The organism is Providencia sp. NPDC089933, assembly GCF_049545585.1.
Taxonomy (GTDB): Bacteria; Pseudomonadota; Gammaproteobacteria; order Enterobacterales; family Enterobacteriaceae; genus Providencia; species Providencia huashanensis.
This window is the reverse complement of record NZ_JBMWDT010000001.1, coordinates 478023-493367: the sequence shown is the minus strand read 5'-3', so window position 1 is coordinate 493367 and position 15345 is coordinate 478023. Positions and strand designations below refer to the sequence as shown.

Genomic DNA, 15345 nt, shown 5'->3' with positions numbered 1-15345 from the left:
TTTTAAGTTAATTTTTGATATTTAATATCAAAAATTAACGCTTTACAAGCAATAAAAAAACCCAACACTATCGATACATAGTTATAATTTTATTGCGACTGGCCAGTTGTGTTAAATAAAAATAATCAACATGAGGTATTCAAATGGAGTTACAAACTTTGCTGTTATTTAGCGCAACTGTGATCCCTCTGGTATGTACACCAGGACCTGATCTGCTGTTTATTTCTGCTCAAGGTCTTTCCGGCGGGGCCATTGCTGCTTGGAAAGCTAATTTAGGAATTATTATGGGCTATATGACCCATGCTATACTTGCCGCATTAGGGTTATCAGCGATTGTTGCTGCCTCACCAGCCATTTTCCATACAATTAAATGGGTAGGTGTCGCGTATGTGGCTTATCTCGCGGTTTGTATGCTGCTATCAGCCATCAGAACACGTGAAATATGCATTAAAACAGCCTCGACAAAATCAATCATCGGCAAAGCCTTTTTGACCAGCTTTCTCAACCCTAAAGGTCTCTTAGTTTACTTCGCCATCTTACCTAATTTTATCCAATTAAATGAAAGTGTTGCTATTCAATCGTTGATCTTGTCTGCCACTTTTATTTTTTCTTGTATTGTTATTTACGGTGTGATCGGAGCATTATTTGCGTCCATGCATAACAAGCAAACTTATAATGATAAAAAACGCCGCATAACCGAAGGTGTTGCAGGGGGAATGCTGACTTTTGCTGCAATTGGCTTAGCAACCAGCTAGTGAGGCAACAACTCAATCCAAATTAATTTGCTATCGGTGCTAAGTGGCTTAACCTCCCCTTCACCGATATCAGGAAGCCACCAGCCCCCTTGCCCTTTTGCCATTATGTTACAATTTCCACCAAAAACCTCCCACTGGCCCTCAAGTACATAAACAAGGCCTGCTTGGTTTGCCGGTAACCTACGTTTTTCAGTCACTAAATAATTTTTAACGCTCCACCTATCTTGTCGAAAAATAAAATTCAATAATTGAGTTGAGGGTTGCTTTATATTAACTGCACAATACTGCTGAGCAGAAAACTGAATACTGTCACCCACTTGCCCTAGTGGATATTCAACACCCTTGTTATCGGTTAATGAAAGCGGCTGTTTATTAAGCAAGATAGCTAGCCTTTCGCCTTCGGCATAGCGTTTTAAGTAGCTATCTTTATTAATCGTTGCAATACTTGCACGTAAAGAGTAATCCGATGCGACAGGCCAGCAAAAAACCTCTTGGCTAAACCCCCCGCCATCATTCCAATCAAGGATAGGTAACTCCGTCATATCAAAACATTTTATTTTCACATTACCCCCTATGCTGCCATTGGTACTTGTGGTTTTAGCTTAGATTGGCAAAGTTAGTCTCTCAAGGCAATGAATTAACAACAATAATGTGACTATTCGCGCCTCTCATTAATTAAATAGTGACATAAACGACCTAAAGTTTTCATGGCCTCTTCTACTTGCTCGTTCCATGTAAATGAAGCATTCAGACGAAATGCATGGTTGAACTGCTCGCTCGTTGAAAACATACTACCAGGCGCAATACTGATCCCTTCTTTAAGAGCCAATTGATAAAGACGAATAGCATTAAAAGGTGCTTCAAATTCTAACCACAAAAAATACCCGCCTTTAGGCATATTAACTTTTACTGAAGCCGGCATATATTTTGCTATGGCCCCGAGCATCTGATGTTGACGTTGCTCCATAGTTTGCCGCAGTTTACGCAAATGATTGTCATAACCGCCCAGAGAAAGATACTCAGCAATCGCCAATTGAGTCGGTACACTGGCAGAAACTGTGCTCATCATTTGTAAATGTTGAATTTTTGTCGCGTGGTGACCAGCCGCAACCCAGCCAACCCGATAACCCGGCGCTAAACATTTGGAAAATGAAGAGCAATGGAAGAAATTACCTTTGGTATCTAAAGCCTTAGCAGGGATGGGTTGTTTATTGCCAAAATAGAGTTCACCGTAAACATCATCTTCAATTAACGCAATTTGGTGTTTATTGAGAATATCAACTAAGCGCTTTTTGTTAGCCTGTGGCATCGTGCCGCCAAGGGGGTTTTGATAGTGAGTCATTAACCAACAGGCTTTAATTGGGTATTTATTCGCTATCTCTTCAAGTGCATCTAGGTCGATACCAAAGATAGGGTCAGTTTTGATAGCTATTGCTTTGAGTTTTAAACGTTCTATCGCCTGTAAAGAACCATAAAATGCTGGAGACTCGATAACAACCCAGTCCCCTGGTTGCGTAACTGATTGTAAGCTAAGAACTAAGGACTCCATCGCCCCAGCTGTAATGACAATTTCATCGGGTGCAACGTGGATCCCTTGAGTGGCATAACGTTGGGCAATATTACGCCGTAATTGCTCATTCCCCGGAGGAAGGTTCGCTGGTGTATTAAATTTTGATAAGCGCCTTGCCACTGAAGCTAGCGATTTAGCAAGCTTTGGTTCATCTAACAGGGCGGGTTCTGGAAATGCGGAGCCAAATGGGATAATATCAGGGTCCTTACAAGCTTGTAGCACACCAAAAATAGAGGCGTTAATCTCTACATTTTCATTTAAATGTAGCCCTTTTCCTCCCTTTGCCGCAGCAAATGAATTATTACGGTTAGCCACATAGTAGCCCGATTGCGGGCGAGCAACGACCCAACCTTGGCTTTCGAGTAATTGGTAGGCTTGTACCACGGTCATTAAACTCAGACCTGATTGCTTAACGCTTTCCCTAAGTGAAGGTAATCTGTCACCAACTTGCCAGATATGGTCTTCAATTTGTTGACGAATTTGCGCTGCTAACTGTTCATATCTCGTCATAGCCGCCTCAACTGTTATAGTTAATTTCTCAATAATTGTTACTATTATAGTTTATCGTCTCATGTTCTACTTATCCACACATTCACCTGACTTTTTTTAACTATAAGCACAAAACATTTTTAGCTGTATTCCGGCGTTAACGATTTTTTGCTAGGGATAAGCGCTTCGATTGTTATCACCAAAGCTTTAAATGGGCGTGCCATTAACATTTCCATTCAGGGGTCAATATGTTTGGACTAAGTGCGTTGGAACTCGCCCGTATTCAATTTGCGTTTACGGTCTCGTTCCATATTATTTTTCCCGCCATTACGATTGGGCTAGCGAGTTACCTCGCTGTGCTTCAAGGTTTATGGCTTAAAACTCGTGATGAAGACTATATAAAGCTGTTCCATTTTTGGTCAAAAGTTTTTGCGGTTAATTTCGGAATGGGTGTCGTTTCTGGGTTGGTAATGGCTTATCAATTTGGGACTAACTGGAGCTTCTTCTCTGATTTTGCAGGCGGTATTACTGGGCCATTACTAACTTATGAAGTCCTCACTGCATTTTTCTTAGAAGCGGGTTTCCTTGGTGTAATGCTGTTTGGTATGAACCGTGTGGGTGAAAAACTTCACTTTTTTGCGACTTGCATGGTCGCACTCGGAACCATTATCTCAACATTCTGGATCTTAGCATCTAACAGCTTCATGCAAACGCCACAAGGCTTTGAAATCATTGATGGTCGTATTGTACCCGTTGACTGGTTGGCCGTTATTTTCAATCCATCCTTCCCTTATCGCCTACTGCACATGACAACCGCAGCATTCCTTGCGGCAGCTTTCTTTGTCGGTGCTTCTGCTGCATGGCACCTACTAAAAGGTAACAAGTCCAGTGCCATGAAAAAGATGTTTTCCATGTCACTGTGGCTAATTTTGGTATTAGCCCCCGTTCAAGCTTTGATTGGTGATGCACACGGCTTAAATACATTGAAACATCAACCAGTTAAAGTTGCTGCAATGGAGGGCCATTGGGAAAACAAACCCGGTGAAGCGACGCCACTTATTTTATTTGGTATCCCCAACCAAGAAAAAGAAAAAACGGAATACGCTATCGAAATCCCTTATCTGGCAAGTTTAATTTTAACACACAGCATTGATAAACAAGTGCCAGCGTTAAAAGAATATGCACCAGAAGATAGGCCAAATGTGTTTATGGTGTTTTGGTCATTCCGCGTCATGGTCGGGCTAGGCTTGTTAATGATAGTTGCTGGCGTGTGGGGGCTTTGGCTGCGTTATCGTAAAAACCTTTACGAGTCAAAAGCATTTTTACGTTTTATTTTCTTCATGGCACCTTCTGGTTTAATCGCTATTCTTGCAGGGTGGTTTACCACAGAAATAGGCCGCCAACCATGGGTTGTCTATGGGTTACAGCGAACCGCTGATGCTGTTAGTGCACACGGTGAAATGCACATGAGTATTAGCCTAATCGCTTTCTTTGTCGTCTATGGCAGTGTATTCGGTATCGGTTACATGTACATGATGAAATTAATTCGTAAAGGTATCGCGGAGGACGCAACTCATGGGCATTGATTTACCTCTCATTTGGTTTGTCATCATTGTATTTAGTATGTTGATGTATATCGTAATGGATGGCTTCGATTTAGGTATAGGGATCTTGTATCCAGCCCTGAAAGATAGCCAAGACCGCGATTTGATGATGAATAGCGTTGCCCCCGTATGGGATGGCAATGAAACTTGGCTGGTTTTAGGTGGTGCCGCCTTATTTGGTGCATTCCCACTCGCCTATGCAATTGTATTAGATGCTCTTTCTATCCCTTTAACCTTCATGTTATTAGCGTTGATTTTCCGAGGTGTTGCTTTTGAGTTCCGCTTTAGAGCAGACGAATCGCATCGTCGACATTGGGATCATGCCTTTATTTGGGGGTCTATTTTCGCCACATTTGTGCAGGGTGTGGTTGTCGGGGCATTTATTCAAGGCTTCCATGTTGAAAACCGCGTTTACATGGGGGGCTATTTTGATTGGTTTGCGCCGTTCCCACTATTTTGTGGTTTTGGCTTAGTCGTGGCATATGCGTTGCTCGCTTGTGGCTGGTTAATCATGAAAACTGAAGGCCACCTACGCCGTACCATGTATCGTATCCTGCGCCCATTAACCTTACTGATGTTAGCTGTTATTGCAATCATTAGCTTATGGACGCCAATGTTAAATGAAGCTGTGTTTGACCGTTGGTTCTCACTCCCTAACCTATTCTTCTTTTTACCTGTTCCATTACTAGTATTAGGCTGCACTTGGTTGATCTTAAAGAGTGCTAAACGCCAGCAACATGATAGCGTGCCATTCTTGGCGGCACTTTTACTGATTTTCCTTGGTTTTACTGGCCTAGGGATCAGTATTTGGCCAACGCTCATTCCGCCAGTAATTAGCTTCCGTGAAGCCGCTGGTCCACCGGAAAGCTTAGGCTTTATGCTCGTTGGTGCATTATTCATTATTCCCGTTATTTTGGCTTATACCTATTGGAGTTACTATGTCTTCAGAGGAAAAATTACCCCAGACCAAGGCTACCACTGATAACGTGATAGCCTCACCTTGGTGGAAAAAACTTGGTTGGATGGCGGTCATTTGGCTAGGGAGTGTATTCGCGTTATTCGCATTCTCTTATCTATTTAAGTTAATGATGACCGCCGCCGGAATGAAAGTGAAGTAGTTAACCTATTGAATGCCGTATAGTTTATATACGGCATATTTTATAAATACGCTGAGTGCATTCAGTGAGTCAAAAGAGTTCATTGCCTAAACGTTACAACGTAACAAAGTACCTTTTTACATATTCAGTCAATTTTTCATGCCTTCAAATGTATTCTTACGACCATACTATACCGCTTTATTTTACTGATTTATCGATTAACCCCTGCTGAATAGTCATCCCATCGCTATTCCTTAAGTGACGGCTATCAGTACAGATCAATCACTCAATTGACTACCGGTTAATAAAACACAAAAATCCTCCCCACAATCATAGACTATGTATTGCAACTTTTCGGCATATTCATGATAATGATAATAATTACCATATAATAAAATTATCATTAACATAGGAGATTGTCCGTGGCTACCGAACAACCCGTTGAAAAAAATATCTACCGCCCGGCTCCACCACAGCTTATCCAAGTTAAATCGATTAGGGATGTCAGCCCTTCTATCCGTTGCATTACCTTCACCGGAGAAAAACTCAGTGCTTATCCTACAGGTTGTGAAGGTGGGCATCTGAAAATTTTTCTCGCTCCTGATTTAAAAAGCCAGCCAGCATTACCTGTATTAACAGAAAAAGGTCGTAGTTGGCCAGAAAATGAGCCCCGCCCATTTGTGAGAACCTATAGTGTGCGTGCTATTCGACCTGAAATAAAAGAAATTGATATTGAATTTGCAATGCATGATGGCGTGACAGGCCCCGCTTATCTTTTCGCTCGGGATGCAAAGCCGGGTAATTGGATGGGGATCACCAATCCTGGTGGTCCAGACCCACTCTTACCTATTAGAAAACACTATTTTATGGCTGGGGATTCTAGCTCATTACCAGCCATTGCCGCATTACTAGAAAAAATGCCTAAAGATGCACAAGGTAAAGTTGTTTTACGGTTAGATAGCCAAGAAGATATTCGTGAATTAGAAAAACCACAACATGTTGAAATTATTTGGATTTGTGGTGATATCACTAAAACGGATGCGTTAATCTCTACTTTTAAATCATGGGACATTCCAACCAGTGATACTGCTTTTTGGATTGCCGGAGAAGACCAAATAATTCGTGATTTACGCCGTTTTATTCGTCGTGAAAAAGGTTTTGGCCGTGAAGATATTTATGCTATCCCATACTGGCGTCATGGCTATGATGAAGAAGGTTACCATCATGAACGCCACGCCGTAATGGATAACCCAGACGATTAAAACCCCCTCTACTCGCTTATTAGGGCTAATAAGCGAGTTTATCTACCCCACCAAACTGTCATTTACAAACGCCACCATTTTATTGCATCGCTTAAAAATGACGTTAAAACACTTTTCATTGCCATTGATGTTATGTTATAACATATCTATTATTTTCTTATCCACTCGATAAAATAGGGAAAATTATTGTGTACAAAATGGCAATTCTAAAAGCGAGCTTATGCACTGTTCTTGCTGTAACCAGCTTTACTGCAATTTCTCATGGCTCACACAGTCACGCTCATCCCCAATCAGAAAAAGCACTTCAAGCTTCCAAAGGGGTTTTTGATGATGCTGATGTCAAAAATAGGTCACTGAGTGATTGGCAAGGTATTTGGGTATCCGTCAACCCATTATTATTAAATGGAAAACTTGATGAAGTGCTCGAAAATAAAGCGAAAAAAAATAAAGATAAAACCGTTGAAGAGTACCGAGAGTATTATAAAAAAGGCTATGCAACGGATGTTGATAGCATCGGTATTGAAAATGACATTATCGAATTTACCCAAAATGGTGTCGTAAATAGCTGCCACTACACATATTCTGGTTATAAAATACTGAATTACGTTTCGGGGAAAAAAGGTGTTCGCTATTTATTTGAGTGCCAAGACGCAAACTCGAAAGCACCAAAATATATTCAATTTAGCGACCATATCATTGAGCCGCAAACCTCGGGCCACTTCCATTTATATATGGGTAATGATTCGCAAGAAAAATTATTAGGGCAACTAGAAAATTGGCCAACCTACTACCCTTATACTTTAACCGATGAACAAATTGTGCACGAAATGTTATATCACTAATCAACCGCTTTCAGATTAAACAAGATGCCCCGTAACTAACCACGGGGCATCAGCAATAATGACGATATTAATGGTTATAAGCCAACAATGCCTTATGACACAATTGTGACCGAACACAATCTTCAATCGTGAAATTCACCATTGAGACCATTTCATCACTACTAAAACGTTGTAATGCATCTGCCAACCCTGATGGCACATTCTCAGGTAAATCACATTGTGTGACGTCACCATTAACAATTACCGTCACATTCTCACCTAATCGGGTTAAGAACATCTTCATTTGTGTGACTGTGACATTCTGCGCTTCGTCTAAAATTACAATCGCATTTTCAAAGGTTCTACCACGCATATAGGCAAATGGCGCTATTTCCACCTTAGCAATTTCAGGACGTAAACAATATTGTAAAAAAGAGGCTCCTAACCTTTTCAGCAAAACGTCATAGACAGGACGAAAGTAAGGTGCAAATTTTTCCGACATATCCCCCGGTAAGAAACCGAGATCTTCCTCCGCTTGAAGAACAGGTCTTGTCACAATAATCTTATTGATATCTTTATGAATTAACGCGTCCGCAGCAAGTGCAGTACTTATGTAGGTTTTCCCACACCCCGCTTCACCATTAGCAAAAACTAATTGCTTATGCTTAATGGAATTAATATAGAGCTTTTGAGCGTCATTTCTTGGCAAGATAGGAGATTCATCACGACGTTCTTTTGCCATACCAATAGGCTCAATGCCTGTAAATTCAGCAAAAGACGCAACATTATTCATATCAAACCGACCAGAACGGTCTTTACGTGATGAACGTTTCATTTCACGACGTGCCTTTGTTGCAGCTTTCTGTCTACTCATAGTATTAACCCTTCCAGGTATCAGTGATGTCAATTCAAATGACGGACTATTCAAAACAGAGAGGAGCTCCCTTCAAGCTCATAGTTAATGGTGGAACTTGTGCTTGGCGATATAATTTCATTTCAGAAAAGTCACCAATAAAAAAACCGGTTACCAATCTCACCATGACAGTTCCATGATGGAGTGGTAACCGGTTTTGCATACACCTAAATAAACAATTATTTCCCATTAGTTTCTCCTGTGACAGCGATACCTTTAAACTAATGAATCTGTATGACATTAATATGACAAACTGCAACATTTTTTGAAACCCGATGAGCTCATGTTTTTGCTACAGTTTTTTATTTACATTAAATATAGCGTTATTTTTTTTCGAAAAGCAACATTTTTTTAACATTTTTTAATGGTTTTGTGATAAAAAAACATTTGGTGTCATAGCTAAAAAATAAAATAAGCTAATCAAATAATTACCTAGTTAGGTGAAATAAACATATCGTCAACGTGGTTTACAATTTCCCGCTAATATAAAACCAGCTGCTTTAGCCTCGGCCTCTGTTGCAAACATTTTAGCATTTTTATCTGCGGTGGTTTTAAAACCTGAACAGTGTGAAAAATGGTATTTTTTTGAGTTAATGTTGCCTTTGATTTCATAGGATTCAGGTCTATTTGTCACTCGTTGCTGATTGTGACTATAAGTGGATGATGACGGTTGTGAAACACGCAACCCCTCCCCTGTATTTTTATGATTTAAACGCCATTTTTTTTCCCCTGTCACAAATGGATTATGATGCCCCATGACTTTTGCTATTCGCTCATCTCGTTGCATTTCCCACTGACTAGGCGGATATTTTTCATCCCAAGCCATTAATAATTGTTGCTGTTGGCGTGACATCGATAAATTATAACGGTCATGCATATAAAAATAGACACGAGCAACTTGGCCTTTGACTTCATTACGGGGCTCAAATACCCTCTGTGCAAAGTCTACACGGCTCTGGCACATTCCATACGGATAAGCTACATCATTGCCCAATTGCCCAAAACGGTAATTGCTTCGGTCACCATTAACTTCCCCTATGGATGGAGCCAAATTATGCAAATCAGCCTCCATCATCCCAAATACTGGGTCAGTTGAAACACAATTTTTTCTGCCGCCTTTTTGCCAACATTGTCGTTGATGCCCAAAGACCCACGCCGGAACAATATGCTCCCATTCAATTCGTTGAGCACGTGTTTGCTGTTTACGCACTTGGTAGCCGCAGGAGGCTAAATCAACTTGTCCACCGCTTTTGCCAGACCATTCCCACTGACAACCACAATATAGGGTCCCTTCGCCCTGTTTATTTTGGTCTTTATACACCTGATTTTTACTGAGAACTTTAGCTTCTGTAAACGAATTTGGTGATGAAAATGCAGGAATGGAAAAAAGAATAATTATAAAAGGAATAAAACGTTTAACGTATTTAAATACACTGGATTGTTTCAAAATAGCACCGATGACTAGAATAGCAGCAAAAAATAAGAATAAGGTGATAGGATTAACGCTAACACCTTAAAGTATATAAGAAAATATACATCTATTCTAATCAAATAAAAACACAAATGGTATCAGGAGTCACTCAATTTTATCTATTAAAACCATGATGAGAATTTATGCAAAGTTAGTAGAAACTGTTACTTTTAATTTATCATTAAACACTCGGCCTTTTGCGGTAAAGCCATAAGCCAGGTAACGAGATACCAATAGATAATGCCCCAACGATAAAAGATGCTTTGAGAAAATTAGTGACTAAAACCTCAATTAACTCAGGGTTATAACCAAATTGAGAGATTTTCACGACCGAAATCATCGCAATATAAGCACTAATTCCCGGAAACATCGGTATCACCGCAGCGACAGTAAAAACCTTAGGGTGTGCTAACCACCAGCGAGACCACTGAATACCAATCACCCCAACGAGTATAGCGGATACAAAACTGGCCCATTCTATTTGTAAACCAAATTCAATTAATACAATTCTAGAGCCATAACCAATCGCGCCTAATAATGCACAATATTTTAATGCTCTAGCAGGAACATTAAATACCATAGCAAAACCTACCGCAGGGATTGCAGCTAACGCCATCTTTTCAGCTAATTCAAGTAGAAAACTTATGCCCATTCTCTTAAATCCCATATTGTCATAGCAACTACCACACCAATACATGTCGCTAATGTCAGCAAACTTGCCATGGTCCAACGTGCAACCCCTGTATTGACATGCCCTTTGAACATATCAGCAACCGCATTGATCAACGGAAAACCAGGCACTAACAGCAATACGCTTGCTGCCATCGAGATGGTTTCTGTAACCGCCAAATATGGGATCTTCAACAATAGGCCTGAAACGGAGGTGGCAACAAACGCAGTCATACAGAAATTAATCAACGGGTTCATTTGGTGAGACGTTAAGACTTGGCGAATATACATCGCACATCCACTGGCTATAAATGTAATCAATGCACTTTCCCAGCCCCCGCCATTTAAGGTACTAAAACAAGCACAAGATAATGCCACCATGAATACCATTAACCATCGGGGGTAACGTAACGGTTTAATTAACGACAGTTTTTTCTGCAATTGTTTACTGTCTAATAAATGATGCTCTACAAGGATCACCGCATGTTGAACCTCAGTAACAACATGCATGTTAATCCCACGATCAATAATACGACGAGTGGATGTTAAACAACGCCCATCAATAATTGTGGTCAATACCAGTGAATTCGATGAAATTGCACTATCAACTTGACTTGCCCCAAGAGCAATACCAACACGTGTCGTAAGTTGTTCAACTAACATACTTTCGGCACCATGCTGTAAGAGAAGTAAACCACACTCGATACACAGCCTGGTTATTTCTCTCTGCTTATTAATTGATTCATTCTCGCTGACGTTTTGCTCTGTTGCACACCCTACCATCTCGTCCCCCCTAATGACATCCATTCAGATATCGACTTAAACATGTTAACCTCTAAAATATCATAGAGCTAAACATACGTTGAATTTATGATCTCTTTCAGGTAAAAGCGCGAATAAGGTGACTTGATTCAAACTATTTTGGTAAAATTGATAACATTATTTTGTTGTTGAGTAAAAAGGGGAAGATTAATCATTTATGAATAACCCATTAGTGGCTAAAACCCCAAAAGGGAAACGCCGTAATCAAGCATTAATCACTGCCGCTGCTGATATTTTTCTTCAGTATGGTTTTGAAGGGGCGACTTTGGATATGATTATTGAGCGGGCGGGTGGTTCTCGTTCTACCCTGTACAAAAACTTTGGTGATAAAGAAGGGTTATTTGCAGCCGTGGTTGCCGCTATGATAGATGACATCTTTATTGAGCCAAATGAAAAAGCTCCAAAACTCGATACCATTGAAATGGTTTTATCATTTTACGGTTCCCGCTTTCTCTTGAATGTCCTTAAGCCACAATCCATTGGTTTATATCGGCTAATTCTTGGCGAATATAACCGATTCCCCGAAATCAGTCAGGCCTTTTTTGAACAAGGCCCTGTAAAAAGCTACCGTTCACTCACACAAAAACTCAGTCAATTACCTGATGTTAAAGTGGATGAAACAACACTCCTAAGTATTTCTTCCCGTTTCCTAGAAATGTTAAAAGCGGATGTATTCATTACAACTTTTTGTGTCGCTGATTTCAAACCTAGCGATGAATTTATTGAACAACAAATCACCCTTTCTGTTGATATCATTGCCAGCTATATACGCAAAATAAGTTCCACTGCAATATAACTAAATTAAAGCTAACTCAGCTTGCTCTTTGGCTGTTTTAACATCAACGGCTAACAAAACTTCAGGACCATACAATTCTGATAACATAGGTGCCATACGTTCTTTTTCTTCTTTATCGCTGCCATCTGGTTGCAACGTCACAACCATGGCACGGCAATGTTGTTCCATAGGTTCTTTTGCATATTTTAGCCAACGGCGTACATATTTCATCCCTTCCATATCTTCCCTCGATGGTTTTTCTTGCACGGCAATTGGCGGATAAACCAACACAAATTGCTCTCTTCTCGCTAATAGTAAATCCATTTCCTCTACCCATAAGCGTGTTTCATCCATTGATGTAGGAAAGGTATTCATTACACAGACAGGCCAGTTCTCTGTGCTGACTATAATTTTATTTGCCATAGTTATTCTCTCATACCAATAAAGTGTACTTGAATGTACACTTTTTCACTGCACTAAGTCAAGAATGATTATCATTTCTATTTTGCAAAATATGCTATAACGCCAAGTTATGGAAAGGAATAGTCTTAATATGTATGTAATTTTTATATCTTAAAAACATTAGCAACCTTTGAGTGGTGCGTTTTTTTATATGGAATGTTATCCTGATTATATTATGACTTTTAAAAGCGAAATTATGATGAAAAGAACTCTTCCGTTAATCTGTAGTCTATTTGTGGCTCTAACCGCTTTTAATGCAAGTGCAGGGCCAACATGTGATACCTATTTTAAAGAAATGAATGATCTGGTTAAACAAGCAGAAGAACAATACAAAGACGAAGCTAATGCGGGAGAGCAAATTGCCTTAATGAAATCCCAATTAGAAGAGGCGAAAAAGGCATTAGCAAGCTACCCCGATGATGCCCAAGAGCAAGCCTGTAGCCAAGCCCTTAAAGCTATTGAACAAGCGAAAGAAGCGGTCAAAACGAAGTAGTTTCGTTCATGTATATCACCTAAAAAAATACAGCCTAAAATTAGGCTGTATTTTTATTCTTACTTGCAATTCTTTCTAGCGAACAACAAGTACTGATATTTTAGCGTAAGAAACAATACCTGAAGCATTAGAACCTAATAAATGGGTTGAAATACTCGGATTACGAGAACCGATTACAATTAAATCAGCATTAATACTTTCAGCTTCTGATAACACTTTATCTCTTGGTGAACCAAATTCAACCTTATAAGTGATTTTGTCTGAAGGGTAATCAATTTTTTCAATAATTTCTTTTAATTGCTCTTCAGAACGTTCTACTGCTTTTTTAGCGAAAGAAGACAGTAAATCATAATGATAGCTATAGCTCATAGAGAACCTTGAAACATCAGGTACTGAGTGAAATAAGTGAATTGTCGCATTAGTCATTTTAGCCAAGTAAACAGCATGTTTTAATGCGTTATCTGTTAGTACATCTTCAGATATATCCACGGGAACCAAAATTGTCTTATACATATGATGCCCTCTTTAATTGTGTTTATCCTCTTTTAAACCGTATTTTAGTTAATTTTTACGATTTAATCGTTAGGAAGTGCGGGTGAATATTTACTATTTCATCGATAAAAGTATAGTATTTCTATTGTAAAAAAGCTGTGAACTTCCCTAACATTACGACAAAAAATAGACCTATTCCTCTAAATGCCATTTATGCAAAATACGATGAATAAAGGGTGTTACAATCAAGCCAATACTGATAATAAAAACACTTTGTAGAAATAAACCATAAATAGCAATAAAAAAGCGACCAGCACGCGTAATCGGTGCAGGCTCTATTGGTTGCCCACTTAGCATTGATAATGCATTTAGCATTGACTCAATCAGTGAGTGACCTTCTATACAATAGAAACCGATAATACCGGGCAATAACCCGAGGAAAAACACCAAAAGCGATAACAAATAAAAACGCAAAACTCGAAGCAAGAAATACTCAATACGTAATAATTCTTTTGAAAATTTTTCCATAGGGATTCAAAAATTCCTTACTATAAATAAAATAGATTCTAAACTTTACCCACTAAATTTATAACTAAAGAAATCCTATTTAGAAAGAACCTACATTTATAGGTAGGTTCTTATCTGTAAATTAACGAACAACAAGCACTGAAGTTTCTGCGTAACGAACAATACCCGCAGCTGTAGAGCCTAAAAGATGAGTCGTGATATTCGGGCGGCGTGAACCAATGACAATAATATCAGCATTGATATCCTTTGCAGTATTAATCACTTCATCACGAGGGGAACCAAATGTAATGGTGTAGCTAACATGATCATGAGGTAGATCTATAGAATCCATTAGCATTTTCATATCCTCTTCTGCTTTAACTGTTGCACGGTCTTTTATTTCCATGTAACCCAAAGCATAGGCATTAATAATTGCAGATGATATAGGCAAAACGTGAATAAGATGAATGTTAGCACCCGATTGTTTTGCAAGATTGACAGCATGACGAACCGCTTTACTGGTTAATTCATCTTCAGTTAAATCAATAGGGACCAGAATCGTTTTATACATAACCCCTCCACAAAATAGTTAAAATTAAGATTTACCATAAAATTATAAACAATTAGCTAAGAATGTCTCTCATTCACAAAGATAAATGAGATCTCTAGCGATAATTTAAAGCTATTCTCTTAACCAAGGTGTAACTGTTAATCCAATAAGAATACCTTCAGGACTTAACAAACGAGTTACCGTTTGTCCCCAAGGCTCAATTTGATTAGAGACTAATAATTTATAGCCATGTTCGAGGCAAGTTTGAGTGATTTTATCAATATCTGAAACTTCAAATTCCATCCAACTTTGGGGGATAGGAATTTCAACTGGCCATTGTCGTTCTTTAAAACAAGACAATGCTGCTTGCTCAATCGGCCAAAGTGCAAAATGTTTAGTTCCATTGAGAGCATCTTGCTCACAAGTCAAATACTGACTCCCCTCTTCTATTGGTTTTAAGGGCAGTTTTAGTACATCCAAATAAAAATGCTGACTCATTGGGTGATCAACAACAATGGGGCCAAAACCCGCAATAAATAACACCTCTGAACTATTTGTTAAGTTTAGCATATGGGGATCTCACTATCATGGCT

Annotated in this window: 20 protein-coding genes; 8 read left to right on the top strand and 12 right to left on the bottom strand. The window is 39.3% G+C overall.

Features of this window, described 5'->3' with window-relative positions; genetic code table 11:
• Positions 1 to 143 precede the first annotated feature (143 nt).
• Complete coding sequence (locus ACPEH5_RS02575; protein ID WP_048607063.1) at positions 144 to 755, top strand: LysE family translocator; 612 nt, start codon at positions 144 to 146, stop codon at positions 753 to 755.
• On the opposite strand, the gene ACPEH5_RS02570 is transcribed toward ACPEH5_RS02575, so the two are convergent.
• Positions 752 to 1318: a HutD/Ves family protein gene (locus ACPEH5_RS02570; RefSeq protein WP_042843962.1), complete on the bottom strand. Its 567-nt coding sequence runs from the start codon at positions 1316 to 1318 to the stop codon at positions 752 to 754. The genes ACPEH5_RS02575 and ACPEH5_RS02570 overlap by 4 nt on opposite strands.
• 92 nt (positions 1319 to 1410) lie before the next feature.
• On the bottom strand, positions 1411 to 2835 hold the full coding sequence (locus tag ACPEH5_RS02565) for a PLP-dependent aminotransferase family protein (RefSeq protein WP_048607059.1): 1425 nt from the start codon (positions 2833 to 2835) through the stop codon (positions 1411 to 1413).
• 227 nt (positions 2836 to 3062) lie between these two features.
• Between ACPEH5_RS02565 and ACPEH5_RS02560 the strand changes: the two genes are divergently transcribed.
• From ACPEH5_RS02560 to zinT, 5 genes are all read left to right on the top strand, one after another.
• The gene (locus ACPEH5_RS02560) at positions 3063 to 4400 is read left to right on the top strand and encodes a cytochrome ubiquinol oxidase subunit I (RefSeq protein ID WP_042843965.1); all 1338 of its coding nucleotides are present in this window, start codon (positions 3063 to 3065) and stop codon (positions 4398 to 4400) included.
• Complete coding sequence (cydB, locus tag ACPEH5_RS02555) at positions 4390 to 5400, top strand: cytochrome d ubiquinol oxidase subunit II (RefSeq protein ID WP_166696769.1); 1011 nt, start codon at positions 4390 to 4392, stop codon at positions 5398 to 5400. Before ACPEH5_RS02560 ends, cydB begins: the two co-directional genes overlap by 11 nt.
• Complete coding sequence (locus ACPEH5_RS02550) at positions 5357 to 5536, top strand: DUF2474 domain-containing protein (protein WP_048607056.1); 180 nt, start codon at positions 5357 to 5359, stop codon at positions 5534 to 5536. Before cydB ends, ACPEH5_RS02550 begins: the two co-directional genes overlap by 44 nt.
• A 401-nt stretch (positions 5537 to 5937) precedes the next feature.
• Positions 5938 to 6777 carry a siderophore-interacting protein gene (locus ACPEH5_RS02545; protein ID WP_048607054.1) on the top strand — a complete coding sequence of 280 codons (840 nt, stop codon included), beginning with the start codon at positions 5938 to 5940 and terminating at the stop codon, positions 6775 to 6777.
• A gap of 197 nt (positions 6778 to 6974) precedes the next feature.
• Positions 6975 to 7619: a metal-binding protein ZinT gene (zinT, locus tag ACPEH5_RS02540; protein ID WP_166686561.1), complete on the top strand. Its 645-nt coding sequence runs from the start codon at positions 6975 to 6977 to the stop codon at positions 7617 to 7619.
• 67 nt (positions 7620 to 7686) lie between these two features.
• Here the strand turns inward: zinT and phoH are convergent, their stop codons facing one another.
• The 5 genes from phoH to ACPEH5_RS02515 all read right to left on the bottom strand — a co-directional run bounded on the left by phoH (position 7687) and on the right by ACPEH5_RS02515 (position 11434).
• A complete protein-coding gene (phoH, locus tag ACPEH5_RS02535; RefSeq protein WP_131679968.1) occupies positions 7687 to 8472 on the bottom strand; it encodes a phosphate starvation-inducible protein PhoH in 786 nt (261 codons plus the stop codon).
• A 46-nt stretch (positions 8473 to 8518) separates the two neighbouring features.
• Complete coding sequence (locus tag ACPEH5_RS02530; RefSeq protein ID WP_042843970.1) at positions 8519 to 8701, bottom strand: hypothetical protein; 183 nt, start codon at positions 8699 to 8701, stop codon at positions 8519 to 8521.
• 267 nt (positions 8702 to 8968) lie between these two features.
• Positions 8969 to 9919, bottom strand: coding sequence for an endonuclease (locus ACPEH5_RS02525; RefSeq protein ID WP_164975511.1), 951 nt, complete (start codon positions 9917 to 9919; stop codon positions 8969 to 8971).
• Positions 9920 to 10163: 244 nt separating this feature from the next.
• The gene (locus tag ACPEH5_RS02520; protein WP_042843971.1) at positions 10164 to 10634 is read right to left on the bottom strand and encodes a threonine/serine exporter; all 471 of its coding nucleotides are present in this window, start codon (positions 10632 to 10634) and stop codon (positions 10164 to 10166) included.
• A complete protein-coding gene (locus ACPEH5_RS02515; RefSeq protein ID WP_042843972.1) occupies positions 10625 to 11434 on the bottom strand; it encodes a threonine/serine ThrE exporter family protein in 810 nt (269 codons plus the stop codon). The genes ACPEH5_RS02520 and ACPEH5_RS02515 overlap by 10 nt, the downstream gene beginning before the upstream one ends.
• A 196-nt stretch (positions 11435 to 11630) precedes the next feature.
• Between ACPEH5_RS02515 and ACPEH5_RS02510 the strand changes: the two genes are divergently transcribed.
• The gene (locus tag ACPEH5_RS02510; protein WP_042843973.1) at positions 11631 to 12269 is read left to right on the top strand and encodes a TetR/AcrR family transcriptional regulator; all 639 of its coding nucleotides are present in this window, start codon (positions 11631 to 11633) and stop codon (positions 12267 to 12269) included.
• Here the strand turns inward: ACPEH5_RS02510 and ACPEH5_RS02505 are convergent, their stop codons facing one another.
• The gene (locus ACPEH5_RS02505) at positions 12270 to 12671 is read right to left on the bottom strand and encodes a hypothetical protein (protein WP_129465846.1); all 402 of its coding nucleotides are present in this window, start codon (positions 12669 to 12671) and stop codon (positions 12270 to 12272) included.
• Between the two features lie 238 nt (positions 12672 to 12909).
• Here ACPEH5_RS02505 and ACPEH5_RS02500 point away from each other — a divergent pair, with 238 nt between their 5' ends.
• A complete protein-coding gene (locus tag ACPEH5_RS02500) occupies positions 12910 to 13203 on the top strand; it encodes a DUF5339 domain-containing protein (RefSeq protein ID WP_166686560.1) in 294 nt (97 codons plus the stop codon).
• A 75-nt stretch (positions 13204 to 13278) separates the two neighbouring features.
• Here the strand turns inward: ACPEH5_RS02500 and ACPEH5_RS02495 are convergent, their stop codons facing one another.
• From ACPEH5_RS02495 to ACPEH5_RS02480, 4 genes are all read right to left on the bottom strand, one after another.
• A complete protein-coding gene (locus ACPEH5_RS02495) occupies positions 13279 to 13716 on the bottom strand; it encodes a universal stress protein (protein WP_042843975.1) in 438 nt (145 codons plus the stop codon).
• A gap of 171 nt (positions 13717 to 13887) precedes the next feature.
• Positions 13888 to 14223, bottom strand: a complete 336-nt coding sequence (locus tag ACPEH5_RS02490) for a hypothetical protein (protein ID WP_042843976.1) — start codon at positions 14221 to 14223, stop codon at positions 13888 to 13890.
• Positions 14224 to 14344: 121 nt separating this feature from the next.
• A complete protein-coding gene (locus ACPEH5_RS02485; protein WP_042843978.1) occupies positions 14345 to 14773 on the bottom strand; it encodes a universal stress protein in 429 nt (142 codons plus the stop codon).
• A 111-nt stretch (positions 14774 to 14884) separates the two neighbouring features.
• A complete protein-coding gene (locus tag ACPEH5_RS02480; RefSeq protein WP_042843980.1) occupies positions 14885 to 15322 on the bottom strand; it encodes a glyoxalase/bleomycin resistance/dioxygenase family protein in 438 nt (145 codons plus the stop codon).
• Positions 15323 to 15345: the final 23 nt, after the last annotated feature.